Below are 24427 nucleotides of genomic sequence, written 5' to 3' on the forward strand. Positions count from 1 at the left end.
TAAGGAGGGCTCCGGCCCTGGGGGGGGGGGGCGATTTCCGGGCGAGAGCTAGAGCTTCTACTTGGGGCCCTCGAGCAGCCGAAACCAGTCCTTCACTGCCAGCTTCAAACGATCCACCTCGTCTTCCGCCAGAAGGCCGCAGTGAGCTATCGGCCCTCGCAGTGTGTTGAGGGAAAACATGACGCGACCAAGAGCCTTCTCGTTACTGAGGATGCCTCCAAACAGAACCCAGTTCTCGCGAATTATGTCGCCGAGGTGACCAAACGTCACGTAGTCTAGTTCGTTATCTGAGCGACTCGTAACGCCGGCTTCCTTCTCTCTCTTTTGGTTCGCCTTACATTCTTCCTTGGCGCTTGCAGGGGAGTGAGTATCCCACCATCCAGCGCCATATGCATCAGCTATGGTCTCATCTATGAATTTTCTAATGTCGTTCTCCAACATGTAGAACAACTTATAATACTCGGCCATTACGTCAGCGTTCGATCTAACCTCAGACGAAAACTGATCGATGGAGGATTTTGTGACGCTATCAGCTCTCGTCAGAGAGTCAGAGTTGGCATCGGAATCGGGCCTATGCTTATCGACGGCGAGCTTCAGGGAAGCGCACTTTAAAATATACAACTCGACTTGGTCGGCGCTGTTCATTTCATCAGATTTTCTTTGATACTACGAAAAATGGCGTTCAAAACATTGAGATCCGAAGTCTCCGGTAGAACGATATTAATGTTGTAGGCCAATCGGATACCTCCGACGTCGTCGGTTGGAGGTTGAGGGGGGAGCGCGCGATCTTGCTCTGAAAGATCCTCCTGTTGTTGATCGGTCGCAGTTTCGTCTAGAGTAGTTCCCGATGGTATGTAGGTCTTTATGATATTGAAGGTACCTTTGATGGCCGTGACGATTGGATCGTTCGGCACCAATCCCGTAATTTCGACAATGATATCCTTTAATTTGCTGTCATTTGCCGTATGGGCGTATCCGCTTTTTTTAAATATTTCAGAAAATGCGTTCTGTAGTCCCAGAAGCGCTGCTGCGCCTCGACCGCCGTTTGTTCTAAACTTTGAATAAAGTGCAGTCGGAGTGCCGTCACTGGCGACAAATCCCATCTTCTTCAGGATCGGTATTGTTGCGCGCGCCGCGCCTCCAGTTAAGCTCAAGACATTCTCAAGAAAATCGACGCTGAATCGAGGAGGCTGTTGGGCCTCTATAATTTTATCCAGGACTTTCTTGAGTGTCCCGCTAGCTGGGAGGTAAGGGAGGCTGCCGGGGATTTTTCGCGGTGCGACCTTGGCCGATACACCGCCTGCAGGGGCAACTTCTACCGCAGTAACATTTGGTGCTTTCACCATAATCCACCCCTTTTCCTAGGGGAAGATTGGCGACTATCGGTAAGCTTAGCAACTACCAGTGGTTTGGAGGCATAGTTGCATGTGATCCGTGCCTAACCCCCAACCCTCTCCACCACCGCCCGAAACAACACCGCCATCTCGATGTGCGTGTACACATACTGCCGCTCGAACAGCCACGTCAGCATCCGGTCGTAGACATCGTCATAGTCCGCCGACGACACGCTGCCCGGCTCCCGCGCCTGGCGCTCCAGCACGGCCAGCAGCTCCGGCGCATCCGCCCGCAAGGCCGCGACCACCTCGCCAACCTCGTCGTCGGTAAACTCCGGCACATGCCGTGACCGCCCGGGGTCCAGCGGCGGCCTACGCTCAAAGCCCATCGGCTACCCCTCCGCCCGGGTCAGCTTCCAACGGATCTTGGCCCCGACTTCCGGGCGCACCTGGCTCTTGAGAACGATTTGGCCGGCCTTGCGGGCTAGGCCGTGGTCGAAGTGCGCCGTGGGGGCGATCTCGACGTCGACGGCGTCGTTGCGCAGCCACCAGCCGATGTTGTTGGGGCCCCGGATCAACACGCTCTTGCCGTCGCGGGCGATCGAGGCGCGGGCCTCGGGGTGGAGGTGGAAGCGCACGGCGAACGGCAGGTAGCGGCGCGGGCCTTCCGCGGCGCCGGGGTCGGCGGCGATCGGGGTCAGGCTGTCCTCGCCGCGCAGCTCGTCCGCGACGGCGTCGAGGAACAGGCGGCGGGCGTGGGACAGGCCCAGATGCGCCCAGCCGTCGTGGATGATGTCCAGCCAGACCCCGCCGACGTCGTCGTGGCGCTTGGCGTCGACGGTCTTGGCCCCGTCGACCAGCCAGGCGCCCAGGGCGCGGGCCTTGAAGCCGGAGAGCGGGCGGCCGGCCGAGCCGTCGCCGACCGAGACCGTGGAGGCCGCGTCCGACAGGCGGAAGGCGTGGGCGCCGGCGGCCTCGGGGCTCCAGCCGCAGCTGGTGATCAGCCGGTCCTTGGCGCAGACGATCTCCAGGGCGGCCGGCTGGGCGCAGGCGGAGACCGAGAGCGGGCCGGCGGGCGGCGAGCCGCAGTCGGCGATGACCTCGATGCTGCCGCCGACCATCTTGTGATAGCCGCTGTGCGGGGCGGCGTTCAGGGCGCGCGGGCCGGCGTCGTCATGGGCCAGGGCGGCGGCGATGCGGGCCGGGGCGATGGCCTCGCCGCCGTGGAAGGCCGCCAGGTGTCCGTCGCCCAGGGTGAAGAACCGCGCGGCGGTCGAGAGGCGGTCGATGGCGCGCGAGAGGGCCTCGGGGCTGGGCCGGCCGCGCTGGCCCAGAGCGTCGTCCAGGGTCAGCAGGTCGAACAGCAGCTCGACCCCGGCTTCCGGCGAGCGGGTGGCGTGGCCGCCGTCGGCCAGGACCATCCTGTCCAGATGCTGGGCGACCACCTTCATGGCCTTGTCGATCAGCTGCTCCCCCGGCTTGCCGGCCAGGACGCAGCCGGCCAGGGCGGCGGCGACGGCGCGCTCCAGGGTGCGTTCGGGCGCGCGGCGGATCTCCAGCAGGTGACGGCCCTGGCGGGCGATGTCCTGGCAGAGGTCGGCGATCTCGGCGTCGCTGCCCTCGGCGGCCAGGGACTTGGCGGCGCAGGCCAGGTGGAAGACCCGCCGCTCGATGCAGTCGGCGCTCCACGAGAAGGCGTTCCACTTGCCGAACACCCGGCGCCAGTCGTCCATCAGCCGCAGGGCGCGGCGGGCCCCGTCCGAGCCGGCGGCGACCAGGTCGGGCAGCCAGTCGAAGCGGTGCAGGCTGACGGCGAAGCGGCGCGAGGGGCTGGCGGTGTCGAACGGGTCGCCGTCGGCGCCCAGGCGCAGGGTCCCGCCGTCCAGGGTCAGGTTGCCCGACATCATCTTCAGCCCGTGGGCGGCGTCGGCCGGGCGCGGGTCGCGGGGACGGGCCGACAGGCCCTCGGGCCGAGGCAGGGCCAGCTTGAGCCGGTGCGGACCGGAGCCGAACCATTCGCGCTCGGCATGGGTGGCGATCTCGGCGCCGACGGCCTTCCATAGGACGCCGCCGCGCGGGGATGGCGCGGGAAACTTGAAGCCGTGGGCGGAACGCTTGACGGCCATGGGTTGGGGTCAGCCGCCCTTCAGGGCGCGGATGTTGTCGGCATAGGCGCCGGGCCCGCCCTTGAACACCGCCGAGCCGGCGACCAGGGCGGTGGCCCCCGCCGCGACGCACTGCGGGGCGGTGGCCGGGGTCACGCCGCCGTCGACCTCGATGATGATGTCGAGCCCGGCCTTGTCGACCATCTTGCGCAGGGCCTCGACCTTGCGCAGCTGGCCGGGAATGAAGCTCTGGCCGCCGAAGCCGGGGTTCACGGACATGACCAGCAGCAGGTCGACGTCCTCCAGGATCCACTCGACATGGTCGATCCCGGTCGAGGGGTTGAACACCACGCCCGCCTTGGCCCCCAGCTCGCGGATGCGCTTGAGGGAGCGGTGCAGGTGCGGACCGGCTTCCGGATGGATGCTGATGATGTCCGCCCCGGCGGCGCGAAACGCTTCAAGGTAAGGGTCCGCCGGGCTGATCATCAGGTGCACGTCGAACGGGATCTTGGCGTGCGGCCGGATGGCTTTGACGATGTCCGGACCCAGGGTGATGTTGGGCACGAAGTGGCCGTCCATCACGTCGACATGGACCCAGTCGGCGCCGGCCGCCTCGATGGCGGCGACCTCCGCGCCCAAGCGGGCGAAGTCGGAAGCAAGAATGGACGGAGCGATGATCGGCGCGGTCATGGTCCTGGGATAGCCGCGTCGCGCCGTCCTGTCATCTCTGCTTGGCCTGGATCCCGGCCTTCGCCGGGATGACAGCCTAGGCTGTCGCCTTCCGGAACCGCGCGGCGAAGAAGCCGTCCTGGCCGCCTTCGCGGTGATGCGGCAGCAGGCGCAGGGTCCCGCGCGGGGTCAAGCTGGCCTCCGGGAAGCCCGCCGAGGGGCCTTCGCCAGGCTGGATCGGGTCCAGGACCACGTCCTTGCGACGGGCCAGGAAGGCCTCGACCTGGGCCTCGCCCTCTTCGGGCTCCAGCGAACAGACGCAATAGACCAGCTGGCCGCCGGGCTTGAGGCGGTCGGCGGCGCTGTCGAGGATCCGGGACTGGACGCCGGCCAGGCTGGCCACGTCGCCGGGCCGCGCGGCCCACAGCACGTCGGGATGGCGGCGGAAGGTGCCGGTGGCGCTGCACGGCGCGTCCAGCAGAATGGCGTCGAAGGTCCGCGTGTCGTCCCAGGTCGCGCCGTCGGCGGCGACGATCTCGGCGGTCAGGTTCATCCGCTCGAGGTTCTCGGAAACGCGCTTGAGGCGGGCGGCCGAGCGGTCCAGGGCCACGACGTCGGCGCCCAGGGCGGCCAGCTGCAGGGTCTTGCCGCCGGGCGCGGCGCAGAGGTCCAGCACCTTGTCGCCGGGCTTGATATCGAGCAGGCGAACGGGAACGGCCGCGGCGGCGTCCTGCACCCACCAGCTGCCGTCCTCGAAGTTCGGCCAGGCGGCCACGTCGCCCTTGCGGCGCACGCGCAGGGTGCCGCCGTCGAGGATCTCGGCCTCCAGCGCCTCGGCCAGGACGGCCGCGTCGGCGGAGGGCTTCAGGGAAAGGTCGGTGGCCGGCTCGATGGCGATCTGGGCGGCGACCTCGCGGGCCGTGGCCTCGCCGAACGCGGCGATCCAGCGTGAATAGAGCCAGGGCGGCGCCAGCAGGGTCGGGTCGTCGCTGGGCGGCGGATCGCGCAGCAGGCCGCGCAGCACGGCGTTGACCAGGCCCTTGAACGGCCGGCTGGTCTTGTTGGCGCCGGCCAGCTCGACGCTGGTGGCGACGGCGGCGAAGGCCGGGACCTCCAGGTGGAAGGCCTGGGCCGCGCCGAGACGCAGCAGGTGCATCACCCGGTCGGGCGGGGCCTTCTGCAGCTTGGCGGCCAGGGCGCGGTCGATGGGGCCCAGATGGCGCAGCACGGCCATGGCCAGCGCCCGCGCGAACGCGCGCTCACGCGGTTCCAGGAAGCGGAAACCGTTGGCCGAAGCGGCTTCGTCGATGCCGCCGCGACGCGACAGGGCCGCGTCGATCAGGGTCAGGGCGGCCTCCCGGGCGGGGAGGCCGTCGTTCAATTCTTGAGTCACCGCCTCGCCGTGCCTTGTGACGCGGCGAGACGCAAGTGTCTTGTCGAGAACCGAGCTATGCGGCGGCCACGTCGGCGGCCTTGGCCTGGGTCTTCAGGACGGCCAGACCGAACACGACCATGCCCAGCACCAGCGCGACTTCGCCGATGCCCATGAACGGAATGACGCGCTTGTCGCCGGTCAGCAGCAGGCGGGCCAGCAGCGGGCCGACCAGCAGCAGGCCCACGTTCGACAGGGCGAAATTGATCCAGGCCAGCCGGATCGGGGCGCGGTCGCCGACCAGGGCGTAGAAGCCGCCCATGATCGCCAGGCTGACCCAGCCCAGAAGATTGACGTGAGCATGGACCGGCATCAGCGTATGATCCTGGCTGGCGCCCATGAAGATACCCAGCGACATGCCGCAGATGCCGTAGACCACGGCGCAAAGAAAGAAAGCTTTGGATACTCGAGGCATTGAAGTCCCCCCTCGCTTCAGTTGATCTCGGCGGACCCGAGCAGACGCGCAGATCTAACCGCGGATCAACGTTCTTCAACCACTGTTTTCTTAAATCGCATCCACGATCTAAAGACGTTTCATGACAAATCCTTCAGAAACCCCAGAGTCCGAGATCCCCGGCGCCGCGCCCGGCAAGGAGCTGAGCCCCGCCGCCCGCCGCGCCCTGGAAGAGGCCGCCGCCCGCCGCGCCGCCGAGGCAGCCTCGACCCTGCCTCCCGAGAAGGGCGGCCGCGAGGGCCCCGAGCCGACCCGCTTCGGCGACTGGGAGAAGAAGGGCGTCGCGGTCGACTTCTGACGTCGGCCGGTTCAGGCTTCCCGCAAGACAAGGGAGGAAGCTTTGGACGCTCTCGCTGAACGCCGCATCCAGGTGGTGCGCGACCACATGGCCCTGGAGTGCATCCACGACTGGGACGCGGTGATCGCCACCTTCCAGCACCCGCGCTACGAGATGCATGGCGGCGGCGCGGTGTTTGACGGCGAGACCGCCGTGCGCGGCTATTTCGCCGCCTCGCGCACGCCCTTCCCCGACCAGGGCAACGAGATCATCGCCATCGCCCATGGCGGCGACACGGTGCTGGTCGAGTTTTGGCTCACCGGCACGCACCTGGGCCCGCTGAAACTCTCGGGCCGCACCGTCGAACCGACCGGCAAGCCGTTCCGCGTCCGCATGGCCGCCAGCTTCGAGTTCCCGCCGGGCGGCGACAAGATCGTCTGCGAGCGGCCCTACTACGATCAGTTCGCGGTGCTGCGGGCGCTGGAGCTGGCCTAGGCGTTCCGCCGCCAGGGCGGGCGTCGTTGAGGCCGACGAGCGTTGGGTCGGGGTGGTTTGGCGGCTGCGGCGAACGTCGGCGATGGGTGGGAGTCGGATGTTCAGTGCGTCCTTCGAGGCTCGCCTGCGGCTCACGCCTCAGGATGAGGATCTCCTTGCACTGACCACCTCATCCTGAGGTGCGCGCTCCTGAGCGCGCCTCGAAGGACGCAGTGAGCCAATGTCCGACTAGGGTGGAAGTCGGACGTTGCTGCCCTGTTCGTTGTGCAGCAAGGTCTGCCTATGAATGAAACCCAGGTGGCCCGAGGCTACATAGTAGATGTTCGTTTTGACCGGACATCATTTCCCCAGGCCCCGTCACTGGCGCTGACGCTTCGTCCCTCGCCTGAACTCGCAGACAGCGAGCGTAGCGCCATTTTCAATGGGATCAGCGATCTGCGCCTTATCGACCTCAACGCTATGGTTGACTGCATTCTCTTGATCGAGGACGTGAGCCATTGGCAGCACGACAGGGTTAGGTACTTCGTTCACGACAGCGAAGATGAAGTTATCTCGTTCAAATGCCTACAATGGGACTTTGCCAGCTGAAGGTCCGATCAGGGTGGTTAGGGGACGTTGATATTGGCCGTCTGGCGCATCGAATCCCTCTCTCTTTGAGAGAGGGAGGGGCCCGCCGCGTAGCGGTGGGAGGGTGAGTGGTTTCACCGCTGGCCGGAGAAACCTGAACGGCTCCATCGCTGTTGCAAGCAACACCCATCATTTGCCTAGCGCTTCGTCCGAGCTTCCTTCGGTGAGGGTGTAACCACTCACCCTCCCACGCCTGCGGCGTGGGCCCCTCCCTCTCTCTCAGAGAGAGGGATTCCCGCGTCCGCCCTGGGTGGGAGTCGGATGTTCAGTGCGTCCTTCGAGGCTCGCTTTCGGCTCACGCCTCAGGATGAGGATCTCATTGCACTGACCACCTCATCCTGAGGTGCGCGCTCCTGAGCGCGCCTCGAAGGACGCACAGAGCCAGATGTCCGCAACGGGCCAAAAGCCGCCCTCAACTCGTCGCCAGCCTCTCAGCGAGCCGCCATCCCCGCGTGCCAGCGCCAGGCGCTGGACAGGATGGCGTCGAGGTCTCGGGAGGGCGTCCAGCCCAGCTCGGTCCGGGCCTTGGCGTTGTCGGCCACCAGCATCGGTGCGTCGCCGGGGCGGCGCGGGGCCATCTGGACCGGCAGCGGCGCGCCCGTCGCCCGGCCCACGCCGTCGACCAGTTCGCGCACGGTCACGCCCGTCCCGCTGCCCAGGTTGAACGATTCCGACGCCCCGCCGGCCAATAGCCGTCGCAGGGCCGAGACGTGGGCGTCGGCCAGGTCCAGCACGTGGACGTAGTCGCGCACCGCCGTGCCGTCGCGGGTATCGTAGTCGTCGCCGAAGATGGTGAAGTGCGGCCGCTGGCCCAGGGCGACCTGGATGGCCAGCGGGATGGCGTGGGTCTCGGGCTCGTGCCACTCGCCGATGCGGCCCTCGGGATCGGCGCCGGCGGCGTTGAAGTAGCGCATCACCGTGCTGCGGAAGCCGACATAGCGGTCGTAGTCGGCCAGGGCCTGCTCGACCATCAGCTTGCCGCGGCCATAAGGATTGAGCGGGGCCTGCGGGTGGCCCTCGTCCATCGGCATCCGGACCGGATCGCCAAAGGTCGCGCAGGTCGAGGAGAAGACCAGGGCGTTGACGCCGGCCCGGCGCGCGGCCTCGACCAGGGTGATCGCCCCACCGACATTGTTGTCGAAGAAGGTCCCCGGGTCCTTCACCGACTCGCCCACCTCGATGCGGGCGGCGAAGTGCAGGACGGCGACAGGCTGGTGCGCGGCGAACACCGCGTCCAGGCGCGCGGCGTCGCGGATATCGCCGACTTCCAGCGGTCCCCACTGGACGTGTTCGCGGTGGCCGTTCGAGAGATCGTCGAACACGACCGGTCGGAAACCTGCCGCCGCCAAGGCCAGGCAGGCGTGCGAGCCGACATATCCGGCCCCACCGGTCACCAGAACGGTTTGCATCAGCGATCCCAATACGAAGACCGCCTTTCGCTAGCGGGTTTACGGTCCGCTTGAAAGCTGATCCGCGAGGTCATCAAGATGTCACGGCCCTGAGCATTTTAGGCGCGCGGCTTGCCTCGGCGCCGTGATTGCTGGATTAGGCGGGAAGCGACGCACGAGGCGGCGCTCCCTTTCAGGATGCTTCGATGCGCGTAGCGATGATTGGCACGGGTTATGTGGGTCTGGTGTCGGGGGCGTGCTTCGCCGACTTCGGCCATGTGGTGACCTGCATCGACAAGGATCCGAGCAAGATCCAGCGCCTGGAAAAGGGCGGGATTCCGATCTTCGAACCGGGTCTGGAAGACCTGGTGGCGCGCAACGTCCGCGAAGGCCGCCTGTTCTTCACCCTGGACGGCGCAGAGGCGATCAAGAACGCCGACGCGATCTTCATCGCCGTCGGCACCCCGACCCGTCGCGGCGACGGCCATGCCGACCTCTCCTACGTCTACGCCGCGGCCGAGGAGATCGCCGGCCTGATCGACGGCTTCACCGTCATCGTCACCAAGTCGACCGTACCGGTCGGGACCGGCGACGAGGTCGAGGCGATCATCAAGAAGGCTCGCCCGGACGCCCAGTTCGCCGTGGTCTCGAACCCGGAGTTCCTGCGCGAAGGCGCGGCGATCGAGGACTTCAAGCGTCCGGACCGCGTGGTCGTCGGCACCGATGACGAACGCGCCCAGGCGGTGATGCGCGAGCTCTATCGCCCGCTGTTCCTGAACGAGACCCCGATCGTCTTCACCGGCCGCCGCACCAGCGAGCTGATCAAGTACGCGGCCAACGCCTTCCTGGCGATGAAGATCACCTTCATCAACGAGATGGCCGATCTCTGCGAAGTGGTCGGCGCCGACGTCCAGCAGGTCGCCAAGGGCATCGGCCTGGACAAGCGCATCGGCGGCAAGTTCCTGAACGCCGGCCCCGGCTATGGCGGCTCGTGCTTCCCCAAGGACACCATCGCCCTGGTCAAGACCGCCCAGGACTACGGCGCGCCGACCCGGCTGATCGAGACCACGGTCGAGGTCAACGACGCCCGCAAGAAGGCCATGGCCACCAAGATCGCCAAGGCCATGAACCTGGATGACCTGACCGGCCGGACGATCGGGGTGCTGGGCCTGACCTTCAAGCCCAATACCGACGACATGCGCGACGCCCCCAGCCTCGACATCGTCCCGGCCCTGCTGGCCCTCGGCGCCAAGGTCCAGGCCTTCGATCCGGAAGGCCGCCACGAGGCCGAGAAGCTGCTGCCCGGCATCGACTTCAAGAACGGCGCCTATGACGCCGCCGAGGGCGCCGACGCCCTGGTGATCCTGACCGAGTGGGACCAGTTCCGCGCCCTCGATCTCGACCGCCTGAAGCTCCTGATGAACGCCCCGGTCGTCGTCGACCTGCGCAATGTCTACAAGCCCAGCGAGATGGTTCGCCACGGCTTCACCTACGCCTCGATCGGGCGTCAGTAGGAAGCAGGGCATGGCGTCTGCGGTCATTGTCACGGGTGCGGCGGGCTTCATCGGCATGCACGTGGCCGAACGCCTGCTGGATCGCGGCGAGGCGGTGATCGGGGTCGATGTCTTCAACGACTATTACGACCCGGCCCTGAAGGCGGCGCGCGCCGCGCGGCTTGAGTCCCGGCCGGGCTTCAAGATGGTCCGGATGGACATCGCCGAGCATGAGGCCCTGGCCGAGCTGGTGAAGACCTCGGGCGCCAGGCGGGTCGTGCATCTGGCCGCCCAGGCCGGGGTCCGCTACTCGATCGACAACCCCTTCGCCTATGAGCGCAGCAACCTGGCCGGCCACCTGTCGGTGCTGGAGGCCTGTCGCCATGCCGGGGTCGAGCACCTGGTCTACGCCTCGTCGTCCAGCGTCTATGGCGACCGGCCGCTGAACGGCGACGGCTTCCGCGAAACCGATCCGGCCGATCGTCCGGTGTCGCTTTACGCCGCGACCAAGCGCTCGTGCGAGATGCTGAGCCAGAGCTACGCGGCGCTGTACGGCTTCCCGCAGTCGGGCCTGCGGTTCTTCACGGTCTATGGCCCCTGGGGGCGGCCGGACATGGCCTATTACGGCTTCACCGAGAAGATGCTGAAGGGCGAGCCGATCGAGGTCTATGGCGAAGGCCAGATGGCCCGCGACTTCACCTTCATCGACGACATCGTCGACGGCGTCCTCGGCGTTCTCGACCATCCGCCGGCCGCCGGCGGACACGAGATCTACAATGTCGGCGACAACGATCCGGTCGGGCTGACGGCCATGATCACCACGCTGGAAGACGCGCTGGGGATCGAGGCCCGGAAGATCATGCGGCCGATGCAGCCCGGCGACGTCACCGCGACCTTCGCCAATATCGACAAGCTCAAGGCGCTCTGCGGCTACCAGCCGAAGGTCGAGCTGGCCGAGGGCCTGGCGCGTTTCGTGGCGTGGCGGCGCGCCTACGCCGGCTAGACCGCCGCCGCTTCGACAGCCGCCGCGCGCTGGGCCAGCTGGTGCTCGCGCCACGAGATGAACAGGGTCGAGACCACCACGATCGCCGCCCCGATGAGCGTCGCCGCGCGCGGGATCTCGTGGAACAGCAGGAAGCCCGCGCCCACCGCGAAGACCAGCCGCGTATAGTCGATCGGCGCCATGACCGCGGCCTCGCCGGCCTCCATGCCCTTGATATAGGCCCCCTGGGTGAAGGTGCCGATCACGCCCATGGCGGCCAGCAATCCGAGGTCCGGCCAGGTCGGCCAGCGCCAGACGAACAGGGCCGGCGGCAAGGCGAAGACCAGGCCCAGCACGGCGGCGTAGACCAGGAGCACGAACGGGCTGTGGTCGCGGGTCATCACCTTCATGCCGGTGATGGTCAGGGCGAACAGGAAGGCCGAGATCAGGGCGCAGGCCTGGGGCCAACCGATCCAGGCGCTCATGCCGCCCGCGCCGGGTCGCAGCATGATCAGCACGCCCAGGAACCCGACCAGGGCGGCGCCGATCCGCAAAGGCCCGATCGGCTCGCGCAGGACGAAGGCGGCCAGGGGCACCAGCCACAGGGTCCGGGTGAACGACAGGGCGTTGGCGTCCGCCAACGGCAGCTTCTGATAGGCGTAGAAGCCCATGATCAGGGCCAGGACCCCGGCGCTGGACCGGAAGATCAGTATGCCCGGCCGCGTCGTCCGGAACGCCCCACGCCAGTCGCGGGCGATCAGCGGCAACAGCACGATCACCCCCGCCAGCTGGCGATAGAAGGTCTGCAAGGCCGCTGGATAGCCGGGGCCCAGGAACTTGATCAAGGTGGTCATCGCCGTGAAGCCGACCGCCGAGGCCAGCATCCACAGCGCCCCGCGCAGGTTGGGGGTGAGCGTCACCCCGCCGCGCCGGAGGCGAGCAGACTGGCCCGCATCTGGTCGGCCTGTTCGGGGGTGATGCCCATGGCCGCCAGGATCGGCGAGGGCGTGTTCCGGTCCCACGCGCTGCGCGGCCCGACGGTGATACCGCCGTCGACGACAATGTGGGTGCCCGTGACGAACTGCGAGTCGTCGCTGGCCAGGTAGAGGGCGGCGGCGGCGATGTCCTCGGGCAGGCCCGACTTGGGGATGGGCTGGATCTTGGGACCGATCGAGGCGATCTGGGCGGCCATCTGGTCGGCGACCTCGCGCGGCAGGCCCATCGAGGCCCCAAAGATCGAGGTGGCGATCAGGCCGGGGCAGATGGCGTTGACCCGGATCTTCAGCGGCGAAAGCTCGGCCGCCGCGCACCGGCTCATATGGATGACCGCCGACTTGGCCGCCGAATAGGCCAGCGGCCCGAAGCCCGCCTGCAGGCCGGCGATCGAGGCGGTGTTGATGATCGAACCGCCGCCGCGCTTCAGCATCAGCGGCAGGGCGTGCTTCATGCCGATGGCCGGACCGCGCACCAGCAGGGCGAAGGTCTTGTCCCAGCCCTCGACCGTCAGCTCCGGCACCGAGGCGGGCGTGCCGCCGTGGCCGGCGTTGTTGAACAGGATGTCGAGGCCGCCGAACGCGCTCTCGGCCAGGGCCATGGTCTTGGCCAGATCGTCTTCCGAGGTGACGTCGCAGCGCGAGAAGCGAACCTTGTCGGGGAAACGCTTCTCCAGCATCTCGCCCTTCTCGGCCTGCAGGTCGGCGGCGACCACGCACGCGCCTTCGGCGACGAACAGCTCGACCGCGCCCAGCCCGATGCCGGAGCAGCCCCCGGTGACGACGGCGACCTTGCCGTCCAGACGTCCGACCATGGAAATTCCCTCCGCGTCCCCGACCTCTTCGCGGGTCAGTGATCAATGATCATATTCGCGGAGCAAACCGGGGTTGGCTAGGGGGCTTCGACGCCGGGGCTAAGCTTCGTTGCGAGCGCGCATGCGTTCCCAGCGCGCGGCGTCCGCCGCCTGGGAATCGGCCGCCGCCAGGCGCCGCGCGACATCGCCCAGCGCCGGGCCGATCAGCGACCAGGGCTCGACGCAGTAGCGGGTGAACAGCCGCTTGGGATCGGCGGTCAGGCGGAACAGCCACTCGACGCCCATCCGACCCATCCAGCGCGGCGCGGCCTTCTGGACGCCGGCCTCGTAGTCGAAGGCGCCGCCGACGGTGAAGGTCACGGCCGGGCCGAAGTCCTTGTGGTTCTCCAGCGTCCAGATCTCCTGGCGCGGCATGCCCATGCCGACCAGCACGATGTCGGGCTTGTACTTCCGGATTTGCTCGACCACCGCGGTGTTCTGCGCCGAGCCGTGCGTGGCGTCGAAATAACCGTCATGGCTGGCGACCTGGACGGCCGGCCAGTCCTGCTTGATGCGTTCGATGGCCTGCTCAGCCACGCCGGGCGCGCCGCCGACGAAGAAGACCTTCCAGGCCTTCTGAGTCGCCAGGGCCCAGAAGGCGTCGCGCCAGTCCAGATAGGTGCAGCGGTGGAACGAACGGCTGGACCGGCCCATCAGCCGCGCCCACAGGATCACCGGGGTGGAATCGACCTCGATCAGCTCCGAAGCCTCGTAGAAGGCGCGGATCTTCTCGTCCTTGCGGACCAGGTACAGGCTGTGGAGGTTGTGGTTGGCGACGATGGCGCCCTGCCCCGCCGCCAGCTTGCCCATCACGAAGTAGAAGACTTCCTCGGCGCGCACCAGGTCCATGGACGCGCCCAGCACCTGGACGCGCTCCTCCGGCCGCCGCTTGAGGCGGTAAGGACGGCGCGGCGCGGCCGCTCCGTTCTCTTCCAGCTGGACGTCCATCGCCGCGGAGTCTCCCAATCTCTGGAAGCACTCTCGCGGAATGTCCTCATAGCTTCGCTAAGAAGAATGCTTAGCGAAACCTGACTTACTCAGTCGGTGGTGATCACCACCTTGCCCATGGCCTTGCGGCTGGCGAGGTGGGCGATGGCTTCGCCGGCCCGGGCAAGAGGAAAGCGCTCCGAGACGAACGGCTTGATCTTGCCCTCGGCGTACAGCGCCATCAGCTCCTTGAGGTTCTGGGCGTGACCCTTGGGATCGCGCGCCACCGCCGCGCCCCAGAACACCCCGACGATGTCGCAGGACTTCAGCAGGGTCAGGTTCAGCGGGATCTTCGGAATGCCCGACGGGAAGCCGATGACCAGGAAGCGGCCGTTCCAGCCGGCGGCGCGGATCGTGGCTTCGGAATAGTCGCCGCCGACCGCGTCATAGGCCACGTCCCAGCCGCTGGGGCCGCAGGCGTCCTTGATCAGATTGGCCAGCGCCTTCTGGCCGTCCTTGTCGAACGGGCCGCGCGGATAGACGACGCCGCTGTCGGCGCCGTGCTTGATGGCCAGGTCGATCTTCTCCTGGCTGGAGGCCGCGGCGATCACCTTGGCGCCCATGGCCTTGGCCAGCTCGACGGCCGCCAGGCCCACGCCGCCGGCCGCGCCCAGCACCAGCAGGGTCTCGCCGGCCTTCAGCACGCCGCGATCCTTCAGGGCGTAGTACGAGGTGCCGTAGGTCAGGACGAAGGCGGCGGCCTCGTCGAAGGGCATGTTGTCGGGGATGTGGGTGCAGCGCTGCTCTTCCAGGGCCAGCTTCTCGGCGTAGCCGCCCCAGCCGGTCGAGGCCAGGACCCGGTCGCCGACCTTGAAGCGGGTGACGCCTTCGCCCACCGCCGAGATCACGCCGGAGACCTCGCCGCCCGGCGCGAACGGGCGCGGCGGCTTGAACTGATACTTGTCCTCGATGATCAGGACGTCGGGATAGTTCACCCCGCACGCCTTGACGTCGATCAGCACCTGGCCGGGCCCGGCGACGGGATCGGGCAGCTCTTCCAGCACCAAGGTCTCGGGACCCCCGACTTCCTTGCTGAGCACCGCCTTCATATCGCCTCTCCCGGGTTTCTTCATTAAGAGGGCCGGACGCTAGCGCGGGACGCCTGGCCAAGGAAGCAGAATGTCAAACAAACGTTTTAGTCTCGCCCTGCACGGCGGCGCCGGGGCCAAGCGCGGCCACGACTACGCTGTCGAGATCGCCCACATGCGCGGCCTGGTCGAGGCGGCGCGGGATCGCCTTGCGGCCGGGGCCAGCGCCCTCGATGTCGCCGTCGAGACCGTTGTCGCGCTGGAGGCCAGCGGCCTCTACATCGCCGGCAAGGGCGCCTCGCCCAACGCCGACGGCGAATACGAGCTGGACGCCAGCCTGATGGACGGCCCGACGCTGCGCGCCGGCTCGGTCGCCGCTCTGCAAGGCTTCAAGAGCCCGATCCTGGCCGCCCGCGCGGTCATGGAACAGACCCCGCACGTGATGCTGGCCGGCCAGGGCGCCATCGACTTCGCCCGCGACCAGGGGCTGGAGACGGTCGAGGATCCGCAGGCCTGGTTCACCCGCGCCGGGGCGTTCGAAGACAATCACCCGCCGGACGCCCTGCCGACCGGCACCGTCGGCTGCGTGGTCCGCGACGCCGAGGGCCGCCTGGCCGCCGCCACCTCGACGGCCGGGGTGTTCGGCAAGCGGCCCGGCCGGGTCGGAGATTCACCGATCATCGGCGCGGGCGCCTGGGCCGATGGCTTCGCGGCCGTCTCCTGCACGGGCCAGGGCGAATACTTCATCCGCACCGCCGTCGCCGCCCAGATCGCCCACCGCGTCCGCTTCGGCGGCGAGAGCCTGGAGAGCGCGGCTCAGGCGGCGATTCAGGAGGTGGCGGACCTCGGCGGACATGGCGGGCTGATCGCCATCGATCGCGAGGGCAATGTCGCCATGCCCTTCGATTCAAGCGGCCTGAAGCGCGCCGTCCTGCTGCCGGACGGGACGATCGTCAGCGCGGCGTTCTGAAGCTGTGGCCCCCGCGCCCTAGCCCTTTGACGCCACACCGTTTATAGCCCGCGCCATGTTTGAAGGCCTCTCCCCCCTCGCCCGCGAAGCCCGCTCCTGGCCGTTCGAGCAGGCGCGCGCCACCATCGCCCGCGTCCTGCGCGTGCGTCTTCCCGACCGCGCCGACCAGGAAGCCGCCAAGGCCCTGATCGACGCCGGCAAGACCGACGAGGCGGTGAAGGCCTATCCGGCGCTCGCCAAGGCCGTGATCTTCGAGACCGGCTATGGTCCGTCGGGCCTGCCGCACCTGGGCACGTTCGGTGAAGTGGCGCGCACGACCATGGTGCGCCAGGCCTTCCGCGCGCTGGTCGACGACGTCATACCGACCCGCCTGATCGCCTTCAGCGACGACATGGACGGCCTGCGCAAGGTTCCCGACAACATCGAGAACAAGCAGCCGCTGATCGAGGATCTGGGCAAGCCGCTGACGGTCGTCCGCGACCCGTTCGGCACCCACGACAGCTTCGGCGCCCACAACAACGCCCGCCTGCGCGCGTTCCTGGACGGCTTCGGCTTCGAGTACGAGTTCGTCTCGTCGACCGACTGCTACAAGGGCGGCCTGTTCGACGCGACCCTGCTGACGGCGCTGGAGCGCTTCGACGCCATCCAGAAGGTCATGCTGCCGACGCTCGGCGAAGAGCGCCGCGCCACCTATTCGCCGTTCCTCCCCGTCAGCCCCACCACCGGCAAGGTGCTGCAGGTCCCGACCCTGGAGCGCAATGTCGAGAAGGGCACGATCGTCTTCGAGGACGAGGACGGCTCCAAGGTCGAGGTCCCGGTCACCGGCGGCCACGTGAAGATGCAGTGGAAGCCCGATTGGGCCATGCGCTGGACGGCTCTGGGCGTCGACTACGAGATGTCGGGCAAGGACCTGATCGACTCGGTCAAGGCCTCGGGCGCCATCTGCCGAGCCCTGGGCGGCGTGCCGCCGGAAGGCTTCAACTACGAGCTCTTCCTGGACGAGAACAACCAGAAGATCTCCAAGTCCAAGGGCAACGGCCTGTCGATGGAGGACTGGCTGCGCTACGGCGCGCCCGAGAGCCTGTCGTACTACATGTTCCAGAGCCCCAAGTCGGCCAAGAAGCTCTATTTCGACGTCATCCCCAAGGCGACGGACGAATATCTGCAGCAGCTGGACGCCTATCAGCGCCAGGAGCCGGCCAAGCAGCTCGACAACCCCGTCTGGCACATCCACTCGGGTCGCCCGCCGCAATACGGCTCGCCGGTGTCGTTCAGCCTGATGCTGAACCTGGTTTCGGCCGCCGACGCCTCGACCAAGGAAATCCTCTGGGGCTTCCTGTCGCGCTACATCCCGGGCGCCTCGCCGGAGACCCAGCCCCTGCTGGACCGCCTGGCCGGCTACGCGATCAACTATTACGAGGACTTCGTGAAGCCCACGAAGACCTTCCGCGCCCCGACCGACCAGGAGCGCGCCGCGATGCTGGACCTGCTGGCCAAGCTGAAGGCCATGCCGGCCGACGCGCCGGACGCCGAGCTGATCCAGAACGAGGTGTTCGAGGTCGGCAAGACCCACGGCTTCGACCCGCTGCGCGCCTGGTTCCAGGCCCTGTACGAGGTCCTGCTGGGCCAGAGCCAAGGTCCGCGTTTCGGCTCGTTCGCGGCGATCTTCGGGATCGACCGGACCGTGGCCCTGATCGAAGAGAAGCTCGCTTAGGTCGCGCCTACCCCTCTCCCCTTGCGGGAGAGGGTGGCCCACGACGTGGGTCGGGTGAGGGGTTGAAGACAACATCCGCCGCGACCGGCTTACGGGCTAGTCGCGGCGGTTTTCGTTTTTGCGCCCCTCATCCGTCGCCTCGCGGCGACACCTTCTCCCGCGAGGGGAGAGGGAAAGAACAGGCGCCCCTGCGACACCATGTCCCCATGGATGAACGAAGTCTGAATTCGCGGTTAAGGGTTAGCCCACCTTTCGGAGTCTAGTCTGGGACCATCAGAACCAAGATTAGTCATCAAGGTTACTCCAATGGCTTCGTTCACGCTCCGCCCCACCGACCGTCAGGAATTCGATTCTCTGCTCGGCGGCATTGTCCAGCAGTTCCCCGACGCCCACGTCGAGGCCGCGCACAACGACACCTGGGCTTCCTACCGGCTCGACGTGTCGTGCTCGGACCCCGCCGCCGGCCCGCTGATCGCCTGGTTGCTCGACACCCACGCCAGCTGCCCGCGCACCTGATCTTCTTGGGTCGGCCTACTGGCTGACCCAGACGATCCGCGCGATCCAGGCGACCTCGTCCCGCGACAGCAGGCGATCGCCGTCGCCCTCCGGGCGGGCCCCCAGGGGCAGCAGCTCGATGGTCCGGGCCGTCACGCGGCCCAATTGCCGGACCAGCACCTCGCCGGCATGCGTCCGGGCCACCACCCGGTCACCCTTGCGAGGCTCGACCGTCGGCGAGACCAGCAGCCGGTCGCCGTCGCGATAGACCGGCGCCAGGGACTCCCCCGACACCTCCAGAGCGAACAGGCCCTCGCCCAGATCCGGCGCGAGCGCTTCGTCCCAGCCGGCCCCGACCGGCATCCCAGCCGCATCGAAGAACCCCTCCTGCCCCGCTTGGGCCAGGCCGATCAGCGGCGCGCCCCTGCCGCCCGGCGCGCGCACCGGCCCGGGCTCGGTCAGGGCCGCGAATTCCGAGAAATTCACCCCCGTCGCTTCCAGCAGCTTGGCCAGGCTCTCGGTCGACGGCCAGCGCGCGTGGCCGCCGCCTTCGGACGACCCGCGCTTGGAGCGATTGAAGCTGGTGGGGTCCAGGCCCGCCATCCGGGCCATGGCCGAGGGCGTCATGTCGAACCGCTGGGCCAGGGCGTCGATCGCCCGCCAGATCTCGCCGTGAGAGAGGGTCGCCATCGGCGCCTCCTAAGCGTCTAGCTTCCCCCGAAAATACCCTCTCAACCTTAGGAAAGTAAACCTATCAAGCGCGAACAAGTTGACGTTTACGTAAGCGTTGACGCGAGCCCGATATCGGGTTTACGGTGATCAACGATAACTAAGCGGCCCGGCCGCAGTAGCCAGGCCCTCTTCCTTGGGAGGTTTCCATCCATGGCCGACCTGCGACGCCCCGAGCGGACCTTCACGATCCGCCAGCTCTGCAATGAATTCAAAGCCACGCCGCGCGCCCTGCGCTTCTACGAGGACAAGGGCCTGCTCAATCCGGCCCGCGAGGGCCTGAACCGCGTCTATTCCCACAAGGATCGCGTCCGCCTGCAGTTGATCCTGCGCGGCAAGCGCGTGGGCCTGTCCCTGACCGAGATCCGCGAACTGCTCGACCTCTATGACGAGAACGACGAGGGCGCGGCGCAGATGGCCCGCTCGCTGAAGAAGTTCCGCGAACGCGCCAGCGCCCTGGAGCAGCAGCGCGACGATATCGACAACGCCCTGATCGAGCTGCGCGAAGCCTGCGACCGCCTCGAAAAACGACTGGGCGAGATCCGTCCCGACCTCCTGCCGCGCGCGGCCGACTACGAGCAGGTGCTGCGCGCCCGCCTCGACGGCCACGCCGAAGCGATGCTGGGCAAGTAAGCCTTCCCGCGACGCCGGCTTCGAGCAGACGCGCCTTGCAAGTCTCGCTCAGGCCGGCGGCCGCGCACCCGTTCCCCTTCCCGATCACTCTTCTCAGTTCCCTGGCAGGACCGCTCCATGACCTATCAGCCGCCCGTTCGCGACCACGCCTTCATCCTGCGAGACGTGCTCAACATCGACCAGCACGGCGACCTGCCGGGCTTCTCGGACGCGCCGTTCGAGACCGTGGAGCAGATCCTGGAGGCCGCCGCCCAGTTCACCGGCGAGGTCCTGGCCCCGCTGAACACGGTCGGCGACAAGAGCGGCTGCCAGCTGGATCCGGCGACCAACGTCGTCACCACCCCGCCGGGCTTCAAGGCCGCGTACAAGCAGCTGTGCGAAGGCGGCTGGACGGGCCTCGGCTCGGACCCCGCCTATGGCGGCCAGGGCCTGCCGCACGTGGTCAACCTGGCCTTCAGCGAGATGTCGAGCTCGGCCAACATGGCCTTCTCGATGTATCCGGGCCTGGCCCACGGCGCCTATTCGGCCATCCACACCGGCGGCTCGGACGCGCAGAAGGAAACCTACCTGCCCAAGATGGTCTCCGGCGAGTGGACCGGCACCATGAACCTGACCGAGCCGCACTGCGGCACGGACCTGGGCCTGCTGCGCACCAAGGCGGTCCCGCAGGCCGACGGCAGCTATCGCATCACCGGCCAGAAAATCTGGATCTCGGCCGGCGAGCACGACATGGCCGACAACATCGTCCACCTGGTGCTGGCCCGCATCGAGGGCGCCCCGGCCGGCGTGAAGGGCATCAGCCTGTTCATCGTGCCGAAGTTCGTCCCCAAGGCCGACGGTTCGGTCGGCGACCGCAACCAGGGCGTCAAGTGCGTCGGCCTGGAAGAGAAGATGGGCATCCACGGCAACGCCACCTGCGTCATGCAGTACGACGACGCCGAGGGCTATCTGATCGGCGAGGAGAATTCGGGCCTCAAGATCATGTTCGTCATGATGAACGAGGCGCGCATCGGCGTCGGCATGCAGGGCGTGGCCCAGGGCGAGGCCGCCTACCAGGCCGCCGTCGCCTTCGCCAAGGACCGCCTCCAGGGTCGTTCGCTGACGGGTCCGAAGAACGCCGACGGCCCGGCCGACCCGATCATCGTCCACCCCGACGTCCGCCGCATGCTGCTGGAGAGCAAGGCCTTCATCGAAGGCGGCCGCGCCTTCCTGTTCTGGACCGCCCTGCACGGCGACCTGTCGCACGTCCACCCGGACGAGGCCGTCCGCGAGAAGTCGTCGGACTACATGGGCCTGATGACCCCGGTCCTGAAGGGCTACCTGACCGACAAGGGCTTCCAGGTCTGTTCGAATGCGGTGCAGGTGCACGGCGGCAGCGGCTTCACCGAGCACTTCCCGGTCAGCCAGTTCATGCGCGATTGCCGTATCGCCCTGATCTACGAGGGCACCAACGGCGTGCAGGCCCTGGACCTGGTCGGCCGCAAGCTGGCCTCCAAGGGCGGCCGCGCGGTCATGACCTTCTTCCAGGAGATCGACCAGTTCATCGGCGAGAACGACAGCGACGAGGCCCTCAAGCCCTTCGTCGAAGCGCTCGCGGGCGTGAAGGCCCAGCTGCAGGACGGCACCATGTGGCTGATGCAGAACGGCCTGCAGAACCCCGACAACGCCGGCGCGGCCTCGACCGACTACATGCACCTCTTCGGCCTGACCGGCCTGGCCTACATGTGGGCCCTGATGGCCAAGGCGGCCAACGCCAAGATCGCGGCCGGCTCGTCCGACCCGTTCTTCACCACCAAGCTGGTGACCGGCCGCTACTTCATCGAACGCATCCTGCCTGACGCCGCGTCGCATCTGGCCAAGCTGAAGACCGGCTCGGCGACCCTGATGGCCCTGCCCGCGGAGGCTTTCTGATCATGAGCGTGCTCGCCGTCGAAAAACCCGCCTTCATGGCCGAAGAGGACATCGCGATCTTCGAGGACGCGGTCGGAAAGTTCTTCGACGAGCACGCCCCTGAATCGGTCGTGGCGACCTGGCGCAAGAACCACTGCGTCGATCGTTCGATGTGGACCAAGGCGGGCGAGGCCGGGCTGCTCGGCATCTCCACGCCGGAGGAGTACGGCGGGGCCGGCGGCGACTATCGCCACGAGGTCGTGCTGATGGAGCAGCTGGGTAAGAAGGGCGTCGACGGCTTCGGCGCCAGCCTGCACAACGCCATCGTCATGCCGTACATCTTCCACTACGGCACCGAGGAGCAGAAGCGGCGCTGGCTGCCGCGCCTGGCCACGGGCGAGCTGGTCTCGGCCATCGCCATGACCGAGCCGGGCGCCGGCTCAGACCTGCAGGGCATCACCACCACCGCCAAGAAGATCGGCAACCAGTACGTCATCAACGGCTCCAAGACCTTCATCACCAATGGCCAGACGGCCAACCTGATCATCGTCGTCGCCAAGACCGACCCCAGCGCCGGCGCGCGCGGCACCTCGCTGATGATCGTCGAGACCGACGGCGCGGAAGGCTTCGAGCGTGGCCGCAACCTCGACAAGCTGGGTCAGGAAGCCCAGGACACCTCGGAGCTCTTCTTCAACGACGTGAAGGTCCCGACCGAGAACCTGCTGGGGACCGACGAGGGCCGGGGCTTCTTCCAGCTGATGGGCCAGCTGCCGCAGGAGCGGCTGAACATCGCCGTCCAGGGCATGGCGACGATCGAGCGCGCGCTGGAGCTGACCATCGCCTACGTCAAGGACCGCAAAGCGTTCGGCAAGGCGATCATCGACTTCCAGAACACCCAGTTCGTCCTGGCCGAGTGCAAGACCGAGGCGACCGTCGCCAAGGTGTTCGTCAACCACTGCATCGGCCAGCACCTCGAGGGCAAGCTGGACGCGGCGACGGCTTCGATGGCCAAGTACTGGGTCTCGGACCTGGAGAACAAGATCGTCGACCGCTGCCTGCAGCTGTTCGGCGGCTACGGCTTCATGAACGAGTATCCGATCGCGCGCATGTACAAGGACAGCCGCATCCAGCGCATCTACGGCGGCACGAACGAGATCATGAAACTTCTGATCGCGAGGACGCTGTGATCGTACCGCTCATCATGCTGTTGGCGGGCCCCGCCGCCGCCCAACCGGCTCCCAAGGGGCCGCCCGCTCAAGAGGCCCGCTCGGCCGTGGTCTGCGTGCGAGCCGTCCAGGGCCCGCGCGTCCTGACCTTCTCCGGCGAACTGGTCGGCAAGCGACCCCAGCCCGGCGCGTTCAAGCTGCCGCTGCAGCCGGCCGGCAAGGACATCTGCAACACGCTGCTGCGCTCCAAGATCGCCGAGTGGAAGCTGGAGGTCACGACCTCGGGCTTCACCGCCTGCTCGCTGCCGCCGCCCGAGTTCGGCTCGCGCCTCTACTACCGCGCCAAGGCCTCGGCCAGCGGACTGAAATGCGAGCCCATCGGCAAGTACCCGATCGGCAACTGGAAACAATAACGGCAACTCGGTCCACCGACCGCCCAACGACACGAACAACGCTTCCCAGGGAGGAGCCAGTCCATGGCTGACGCTTACATCTACGACACCGTGCGTACGCCGCGCGGCAAGGGCAAGAAGGACGGCTCGCTGCACGAGATCACCGCCCTGTCGCTGGCCAGCCAGGTGCTGGAAGCCCTGCGTGACCGCAACAACCTGGACACCTCCAAGGTCGACGATGTCGTCCTGGGCTGCGTGGCTCCGGTCGGCGAGCAAGGCAGCGACATCGCCCGCACCGCCGTCCTGACCGCCGACTACGCCGAGAGCGTCGCCGGCGTGCAGATCAACCGCTTCTGCGCCTCGGGCCTGGAAGCCGTGAACATGGCCGCGGCCAAGGTCGCCTCGGGCGAGGCCCAGATGGCCATCGGCGGCGGCGTCGAGAGCATGAGCCGCGTGCCCATGGGCAGCGACGGCGGCGCCTGGCCGACCGACCCGTCCTCGGCCTTCAAGACCTATTTCGCCCCGCAAGGCGTCTCGGCCGACCTGATCGCCACCCTCTACGGCTTCAGCCGCGACGACGTCGACGCCTACGCGGTCGAGAGTCAGAAACGCGCCGCCGCCTCGTGGGCCGACGGCCGCTTCAAGAAGTCGGTCGTGCCGGTGAAAGACCAGCTGGGCCTGACCATCCTGGACCATGACGAGACCGTGCGCGGCTCGACCACCATGCAGACCCTGGCCTCGCTGAACGCCTCGTTCACCGGCATGGGCGAGATGGCCTTCGACGCCGTCGTCACCCAGCGCTATCCGCAGGTCGAGAAGGTCAACCACGTCCACCATGCCGGCAACAGCTCGGGCATCGTCGACGGCGCCGCCGGCGTCCTGATCGGCACCAAGGAAATGGGCGAGGCCCTCGGCCTGAAGGCTCGCGCCCGCATCAAGGGCGCCGCCTCGATCGGCAGCGAGCCCTCGATCATGCTGACCGGCCCCTCGCTGGTCACCGAGAAGCTGCTCAAGAAGCTGAAGATGGAGGTCAACGACATCGACCTCTACGAGCTGAACGAAGCCTTCGCCTCGGTCGTGCTGCGCATGATGCAGGCGCTGAACATCTCGCACGACAAGATGAACGTGAACGGCGGCGCCATCGCCATGGGCCACCCACTGGGCGCCACCGGCGCGATGATCCTGGGCACCGTCCTCGACGAGCTGGAACGCACGGACAAGGAAACCGCCCTGATCACCCTGTGCGTCGGCGCCGGCATGGGCACCGCCACGGTCATCGAACGCGTCTGATGAAACCCGATGCTCCCCCGTTGGGGGAGCT

The 24427-nt window shown here is 67.4% G+C and carries 26 protein-coding genes; 13 read left to right on the forward strand and 13 right to left on the reverse strand.

Features of this window, described 5'->3' with window-relative positions:
- Nucleotides 1-57: 57 nt before the first annotated feature.
- The 7 genes from AC1RRV_RS06035 to AC1RRV_RS06065 all read right to left on the reverse strand — a co-directional run bounded on the left by AC1RRV_RS06035 (nucleotide 58) and on the right by AC1RRV_RS06065 (nucleotide 5955).
- The gene (locus AC1RRV_RS06035; protein ID WP_492858691.1) at nucleotides 58-645 is read right to left on the reverse strand and encodes a Swt1 family HEPN domain-containing protein; all 588 of its coding nucleotides are present in this window, start codon (nucleotides 643-645) and stop codon (nucleotides 58-60) included.
- Nucleotides 642-1346 carry a DUF5343 domain-containing protein gene (locus tag AC1RRV_RS06040; RefSeq protein WP_492858692.1) on the reverse strand — a complete coding sequence of 235 codons (705 nt, stop codon included), beginning with the start codon at nucleotides 1344-1346 and terminating at the stop codon, nucleotides 642-644. Before AC1RRV_RS06040 ends, AC1RRV_RS06035 begins: the two co-directional genes overlap by 4 nt.
- Before the next feature lie 92 nt (nucleotides 1347-1438).
- Nucleotides 1439-1723 carry a hypothetical protein gene (locus AC1RRV_RS06045; RefSeq protein ID WP_492858693.1) on the reverse strand — a complete coding sequence of 95 codons (285 nt, stop codon included), beginning with the start codon at nucleotides 1721-1723 and terminating at the stop codon, nucleotides 1439-1441.
- Nucleotides 1724-1726: 3 nt separating this feature from the next.
- On the reverse strand, nucleotides 1727-3460 hold the full coding sequence (locus tag AC1RRV_RS06050; protein WP_492858694.1) for a heparinase II/III family protein: 1734 nt from the start codon (nucleotides 3458-3460) through the stop codon (nucleotides 1727-1729).
- A 9-nt stretch (nucleotides 3461-3469) separates the two neighbouring features.
- The gene (gene rpe / locus AC1RRV_RS06055; RefSeq protein ID WP_492858695.1) at nucleotides 3470-4129 is read right to left on the reverse strand and encodes a ribulose-phosphate 3-epimerase; all 660 of its coding nucleotides are present in this window, start codon (nucleotides 4127-4129) and stop codon (nucleotides 3470-3472) included.
- 76 nt (nucleotides 4130-4205) lie between these two features.
- A complete protein-coding gene (locus AC1RRV_RS06060) occupies nucleotides 4206-5501 on the reverse strand; it encodes an RsmB/NOP family class I SAM-dependent RNA methyltransferase (RefSeq protein WP_492858696.1) in 1296 nt (431 codons plus the stop codon).
- A gap of 55 nt (nucleotides 5502-5556) precedes the next feature.
- Entirely contained in the window at nucleotides 5557-5955 is a 399-nt protein-coding gene (locus AC1RRV_RS06065) for a hypothetical protein (RefSeq protein WP_492858697.1), read from the reverse strand.
- A gap of 121 nt (nucleotides 5956-6076) precedes the next feature.
- On the opposite strand from AC1RRV_RS06065, the gene AC1RRV_RS06070 reads away from it, so the two are divergent.
- The 3 genes from AC1RRV_RS06070 to AC1RRV_RS06080 all read left to right on the forward strand — a co-directional run bounded on the left by AC1RRV_RS06070 (nucleotide 6077) and on the right by AC1RRV_RS06080 (nucleotide 7354).
- Nucleotides 6077-6292: a DUF1674 domain-containing protein gene (locus AC1RRV_RS06070; protein ID WP_492858698.1), complete on the forward strand. Its 216-nt coding sequence runs from the start codon at nucleotides 6077-6079 to the stop codon at nucleotides 6290-6292.
- Between the two features lie 42 nt (nucleotides 6293-6334).
- Nucleotides 6335-6766: an ester cyclase gene (locus AC1RRV_RS06075; protein WP_492858699.1), complete on the forward strand. Its 432-nt coding sequence runs from the start codon at nucleotides 6335-6337 to the stop codon at nucleotides 6764-6766.
- A gap of 282 nt (nucleotides 6767-7048) precedes the next feature.
- A complete protein-coding gene (locus AC1RRV_RS06080) occupies nucleotides 7049-7354 on the forward strand; it encodes a hypothetical protein (protein WP_492858700.1) in 306 nt (101 codons plus the stop codon).
- A gap of 470 nt (nucleotides 7355-7824) precedes the next feature.
- Here the strand turns inward: AC1RRV_RS06080 and galE are convergent, their stop codons facing one another.
- Nucleotides 7825-8802 carry a UDP-glucose 4-epimerase GalE gene (gene galE, locus AC1RRV_RS06085; RefSeq protein WP_492858701.1) on the reverse strand — a complete coding sequence of 326 codons (978 nt, stop codon included), beginning with the start codon at nucleotides 8800-8802 and terminating at the stop codon, nucleotides 7825-7827.
- A gap of 185 nt (nucleotides 8803-8987) precedes the next feature.
- On the opposite strand from galE, the gene AC1RRV_RS06090 reads away from it, so the two are divergent.
- The gene (locus tag AC1RRV_RS06090; protein ID WP_492858702.1) at nucleotides 8988-10295 is read left to right on the forward strand and encodes a UDP-glucose dehydrogenase family protein; all 1308 of its coding nucleotides are present in this window, start codon (nucleotides 8988-8990) and stop codon (nucleotides 10293-10295) included.
- A gap of 10 nt (nucleotides 10296-10305) precedes the next feature.
- Nucleotides 10306-11277, forward strand: a complete 972-nt coding sequence (locus AC1RRV_RS06095) for an NAD-dependent epimerase/dehydratase family protein (protein ID WP_492858703.1) — start codon at nucleotides 10306-10308, stop codon at nucleotides 11275-11277.
- Here the strand turns inward: AC1RRV_RS06095 and AC1RRV_RS06100 are convergent.
- From AC1RRV_RS06100 to AC1RRV_RS06115, 4 genes are all read right to left on the reverse strand, one after another.
- Nucleotides 11274-12176 (reverse strand): DMT family transporter, encoded by a 903-nt coding sequence (locus AC1RRV_RS06100; protein ID WP_492858704.1) that lies wholly within the window; start codon nucleotides 12174-12176, stop codon nucleotides 11274-11276. The two genes, AC1RRV_RS06095 and AC1RRV_RS06100, sit on opposite strands and share 4 nt — an antisense overlap.
- Nucleotides 12173-13063: an SDR family NAD(P)-dependent oxidoreductase gene (locus AC1RRV_RS06105; protein WP_492858705.1), complete on the reverse strand. Its 891-nt coding sequence runs from the start codon at nucleotides 13061-13063 to the stop codon at nucleotides 12173-12175. Before AC1RRV_RS06105 ends, AC1RRV_RS06100 begins: the two co-directional genes overlap by 4 nt.
- Nucleotides 13064-13162: 99 nt before the next feature.
- Nucleotides 13163-14050 carry a WecB/TagA/CpsF family glycosyltransferase gene (locus AC1RRV_RS06110; RefSeq protein WP_492858706.1) on the reverse strand — a complete coding sequence of 296 codons (888 nt, stop codon included), beginning with the start codon at nucleotides 14048-14050 and terminating at the stop codon, nucleotides 13163-13165.
- 89 nt (nucleotides 14051-14139) lie between these two features.
- Nucleotides 14140-15138 (reverse strand): NADPH:quinone oxidoreductase family protein, encoded by a 999-nt coding sequence (locus AC1RRV_RS06115; RefSeq protein ID WP_492858707.1) that lies wholly within the window; start codon nucleotides 15136-15138, stop codon nucleotides 14140-14142.
- 70 nt (nucleotides 15139-15208) lie between these two features.
- Between AC1RRV_RS06115 and AC1RRV_RS06120 the strand changes: the two genes are divergently transcribed.
- The 3 genes from AC1RRV_RS06120 to AC1RRV_RS06130 all read left to right on the forward strand — a co-directional run bounded on the left by AC1RRV_RS06120 (nucleotide 15209) and on the right by AC1RRV_RS06130 (nucleotide 18317).
- On the forward strand, nucleotides 15209-16087 hold the full coding sequence (locus AC1RRV_RS06120) for an isoaspartyl peptidase/L-asparaginase family protein (protein ID WP_492858708.1): 879 nt from the start codon (nucleotides 15209-15211) through the stop codon (nucleotides 16085-16087).
- 55 nt (nucleotides 16088-16142) lie between these two features.
- On the forward strand, nucleotides 16143-17801 hold the full coding sequence (locus AC1RRV_RS06125) for a lysine--tRNA ligase (protein ID WP_492858709.1): 1659 nt from the start codon (nucleotides 16143-16145) through the stop codon (nucleotides 17799-17801).
- A 306-nt stretch (nucleotides 17802-18107) separates the two neighbouring features.
- On the forward strand, nucleotides 18108-18317 hold the full coding sequence (locus AC1RRV_RS06130) for a hypothetical protein (protein WP_047413717.1): 210 nt from the start codon (nucleotides 18108-18110) through the stop codon (nucleotides 18315-18317).
- A 15-nt stretch (nucleotides 18318-18332) separates the two neighbouring features.
- On the opposite strand, the gene AC1RRV_RS06135 is transcribed toward AC1RRV_RS06130, so the two are convergent.
- Nucleotides 18333-18986 (reverse strand): S24 family peptidase, encoded by a 654-nt coding sequence (locus tag AC1RRV_RS06135; protein ID WP_492858710.1) that lies wholly within the window; start codon nucleotides 18984-18986, stop codon nucleotides 18333-18335.
- A 192-nt stretch (nucleotides 18987-19178) separates the two neighbouring features.
- Between AC1RRV_RS06135 and AC1RRV_RS06140 the strand changes: the two genes are divergently transcribed.
- The 5 genes from AC1RRV_RS06140 (at nucleotide 19179) to AC1RRV_RS06160 (ending at nucleotide 24396) form a co-directional block, all read left to right on the forward strand.
- The gene (locus AC1RRV_RS06140) at nucleotides 19179-19658 is read left to right on the forward strand and encodes a MerR family transcriptional regulator (protein WP_492858711.1); all 480 of its coding nucleotides are present in this window, start codon (nucleotides 19179-19181) and stop codon (nucleotides 19656-19658) included.
- A gap of 117 nt (nucleotides 19659-19775) precedes the next feature.
- The gene (locus tag AC1RRV_RS06145) at nucleotides 19776-21569 is read left to right on the forward strand and encodes an acyl-CoA dehydrogenase C-terminal domain-containing protein (RefSeq protein WP_492858712.1); all 1794 of its coding nucleotides are present in this window, start codon (nucleotides 19776-19778) and stop codon (nucleotides 21567-21569) included.
- Nucleotides 21570-21571: 2 nt separating this feature from the next.
- Nucleotides 21572-22735, forward strand: coding sequence for an acyl-CoA dehydrogenase family protein (locus AC1RRV_RS06150; RefSeq protein WP_492858713.1), 1164 nt, complete (start codon nucleotides 21572-21574; stop codon nucleotides 22733-22735).
- A gap of 14 nt (nucleotides 22736-22749) precedes the next feature.
- Nucleotides 22750-23127, forward strand: a complete 378-nt coding sequence (locus tag AC1RRV_RS06155) for a hypothetical protein (RefSeq protein ID WP_492859220.1) — start codon at nucleotides 22750-22752, stop codon at nucleotides 23125-23127.
- Between the two features lie 63 nt (nucleotides 23128-23190).
- Entirely contained in the window at nucleotides 23191-24396 is a 1206-nt protein-coding gene (locus tag AC1RRV_RS06160; protein ID WP_492858714.1) for an acetyl-CoA C-acetyltransferase, read from the forward strand.
- Nucleotides 24397-24427: the final 31 nt, after the last annotated feature.

This window comes from Caulobacter sp. GW821-FHT11E10, assembly GCF_058808375.1.

Excerpts from the sequence above, each read along its gene's own strand:
- AC1RRV_RS06035 (WP_492858691.1), bottom strand. The coding sequence starts at position 645 with ATGAACAGCGCCGACCAAGTCGAGTTGTATATTTTAAAGTGCGCTTCC.
- AC1RRV_RS06040 (WP_492858692.1), bottom strand. The coding sequence starts at position 1,346 with ATGGTGAAAGCACCAAATGTTACTGCGGTAGAAGTTGCCCCTGCAGGC.
- AC1RRV_RS06045 (WP_492858693.1), bottom strand. The coding sequence starts at position 1,723 with ATGGGCTTTGAGCGTAGGCCGCCGCTGGACCCCGGGCGGTCACGGCAT.
- AC1RRV_RS06050 (WP_492858694.1), bottom strand. The coding sequence starts at position 3,460 with ATGGCCGTCAAGCGTTCCGCCCACGGCTTCAAGTTTCCCGCGCCATCC.
- rpe (WP_492858695.1), bottom strand. The coding sequence starts at position 4,129 with ATGACCGCGCCGATCATCGCTCCGTCCATTCTTGCTTCCGACTTCGCC.
- AC1RRV_RS06065 (WP_492858697.1), bottom strand. The coding sequence starts at position 5,955 with ATGCCTCGAGTATCCAAAGCTTTCTTTCTTTGCGCCGTGGTCTACGGC.
- AC1RRV_RS06070 (WP_492858698.1), top strand. The coding sequence starts at position 6,077 with ATGACAAATCCTTCAGAAACCCCAGAGTCCGAGATCCCCGGCGCCGCG.
- AC1RRV_RS06080 (WP_492858700.1), top strand. The coding sequence starts at position 7,049 with ATGAATGAAACCCAGGTGGCCCGAGGCTACATAGTAGATGTTCGTTTT.
- galE (WP_492858701.1), bottom strand. The coding sequence starts at position 8,802 with ATGCAAACCGTTCTGGTGACCGGTGGGGCCGGATATGTCGGCTCGCAC.
- AC1RRV_RS06090 (WP_492858702.1), top strand. The coding sequence starts at position 8,988 with ATGCGCGTAGCGATGATTGGCACGGGTTATGTGGGTCTGGTGTCGGGG.
- AC1RRV_RS06095 (WP_492858703.1), top strand. The coding sequence starts at position 10,306 with ATGGCGTCTGCGGTCATTGTCACGGGTGCGGCGGGCTTCATCGGCATG.
- AC1RRV_RS06105 (WP_492858705.1), bottom strand. The coding sequence starts at position 13,063 with ATGGTCGGACGTCTGGACGGCAAGGTCGCCGTCGTCACCGGGGGCTGC.
- AC1RRV_RS06110 (WP_492858706.1), bottom strand. The coding sequence starts at position 14,050 with ATGGACGTCCAGCTGGAAGAGAACGGAGCGGCCGCGCCGCGCCGTCCT.
- AC1RRV_RS06115 (WP_492858707.1), bottom strand. The coding sequence starts at position 15,138 with ATGAAGGCGGTGCTCAGCAAGGAAGTCGGGGGTCCCGAGACCTTGGTG.
- AC1RRV_RS06120 (WP_492858708.1), top strand. The coding sequence starts at position 15,209 with ATGTCAAACAAACGTTTTAGTCTCGCCCTGCACGGCGGCGCCGGGGCC.
- AC1RRV_RS06125 (WP_492858709.1), top strand. The coding sequence starts at position 16,143 with ATGTTTGAAGGCCTCTCCCCCCTCGCCCGCGAAGCCCGCTCCTGGCCG.
- AC1RRV_RS06130 (WP_047413717.1), top strand. The coding sequence starts at position 18,108 with ATGGCTTCGTTCACGCTCCGCCCCACCGACCGTCAGGAATTCGATTCT.
- AC1RRV_RS06135 (WP_492858710.1), bottom strand. The coding sequence starts at position 18,986 with ATGGCGACCCTCTCTCACGGCGAGATCTGGCGGGCGATCGACGCCCTG.
- AC1RRV_RS06140 (WP_492858711.1), top strand. The coding sequence starts at position 19,179 with ATGGCCGACCTGCGACGCCCCGAGCGGACCTTCACGATCCGCCAGCTC.
- AC1RRV_RS06145 (WP_492858712.1), top strand. The coding sequence starts at position 19,776 with ATGACCTATCAGCCGCCCGTTCGCGACCACGCCTTCATCCTGCGAGAC.
- AC1RRV_RS06150 (WP_492858713.1), top strand. The coding sequence starts at position 21,572 with ATGAGCGTGCTCGCCGTCGAAAAACCCGCCTTCATGGCCGAAGAGGAC.
- AC1RRV_RS06155 (WP_492859220.1), top strand. The coding sequence starts at position 22,750 with ATGCTGTTGGCGGGCCCCGCCGCCGCCCAACCGGCTCCCAAGGGGCCG.
- AC1RRV_RS06160 (WP_492858714.1), top strand. The coding sequence starts at position 23,191 with ATGGCTGACGCTTACATCTACGACACCGTGCGTACGCCGCGCGGCAAG.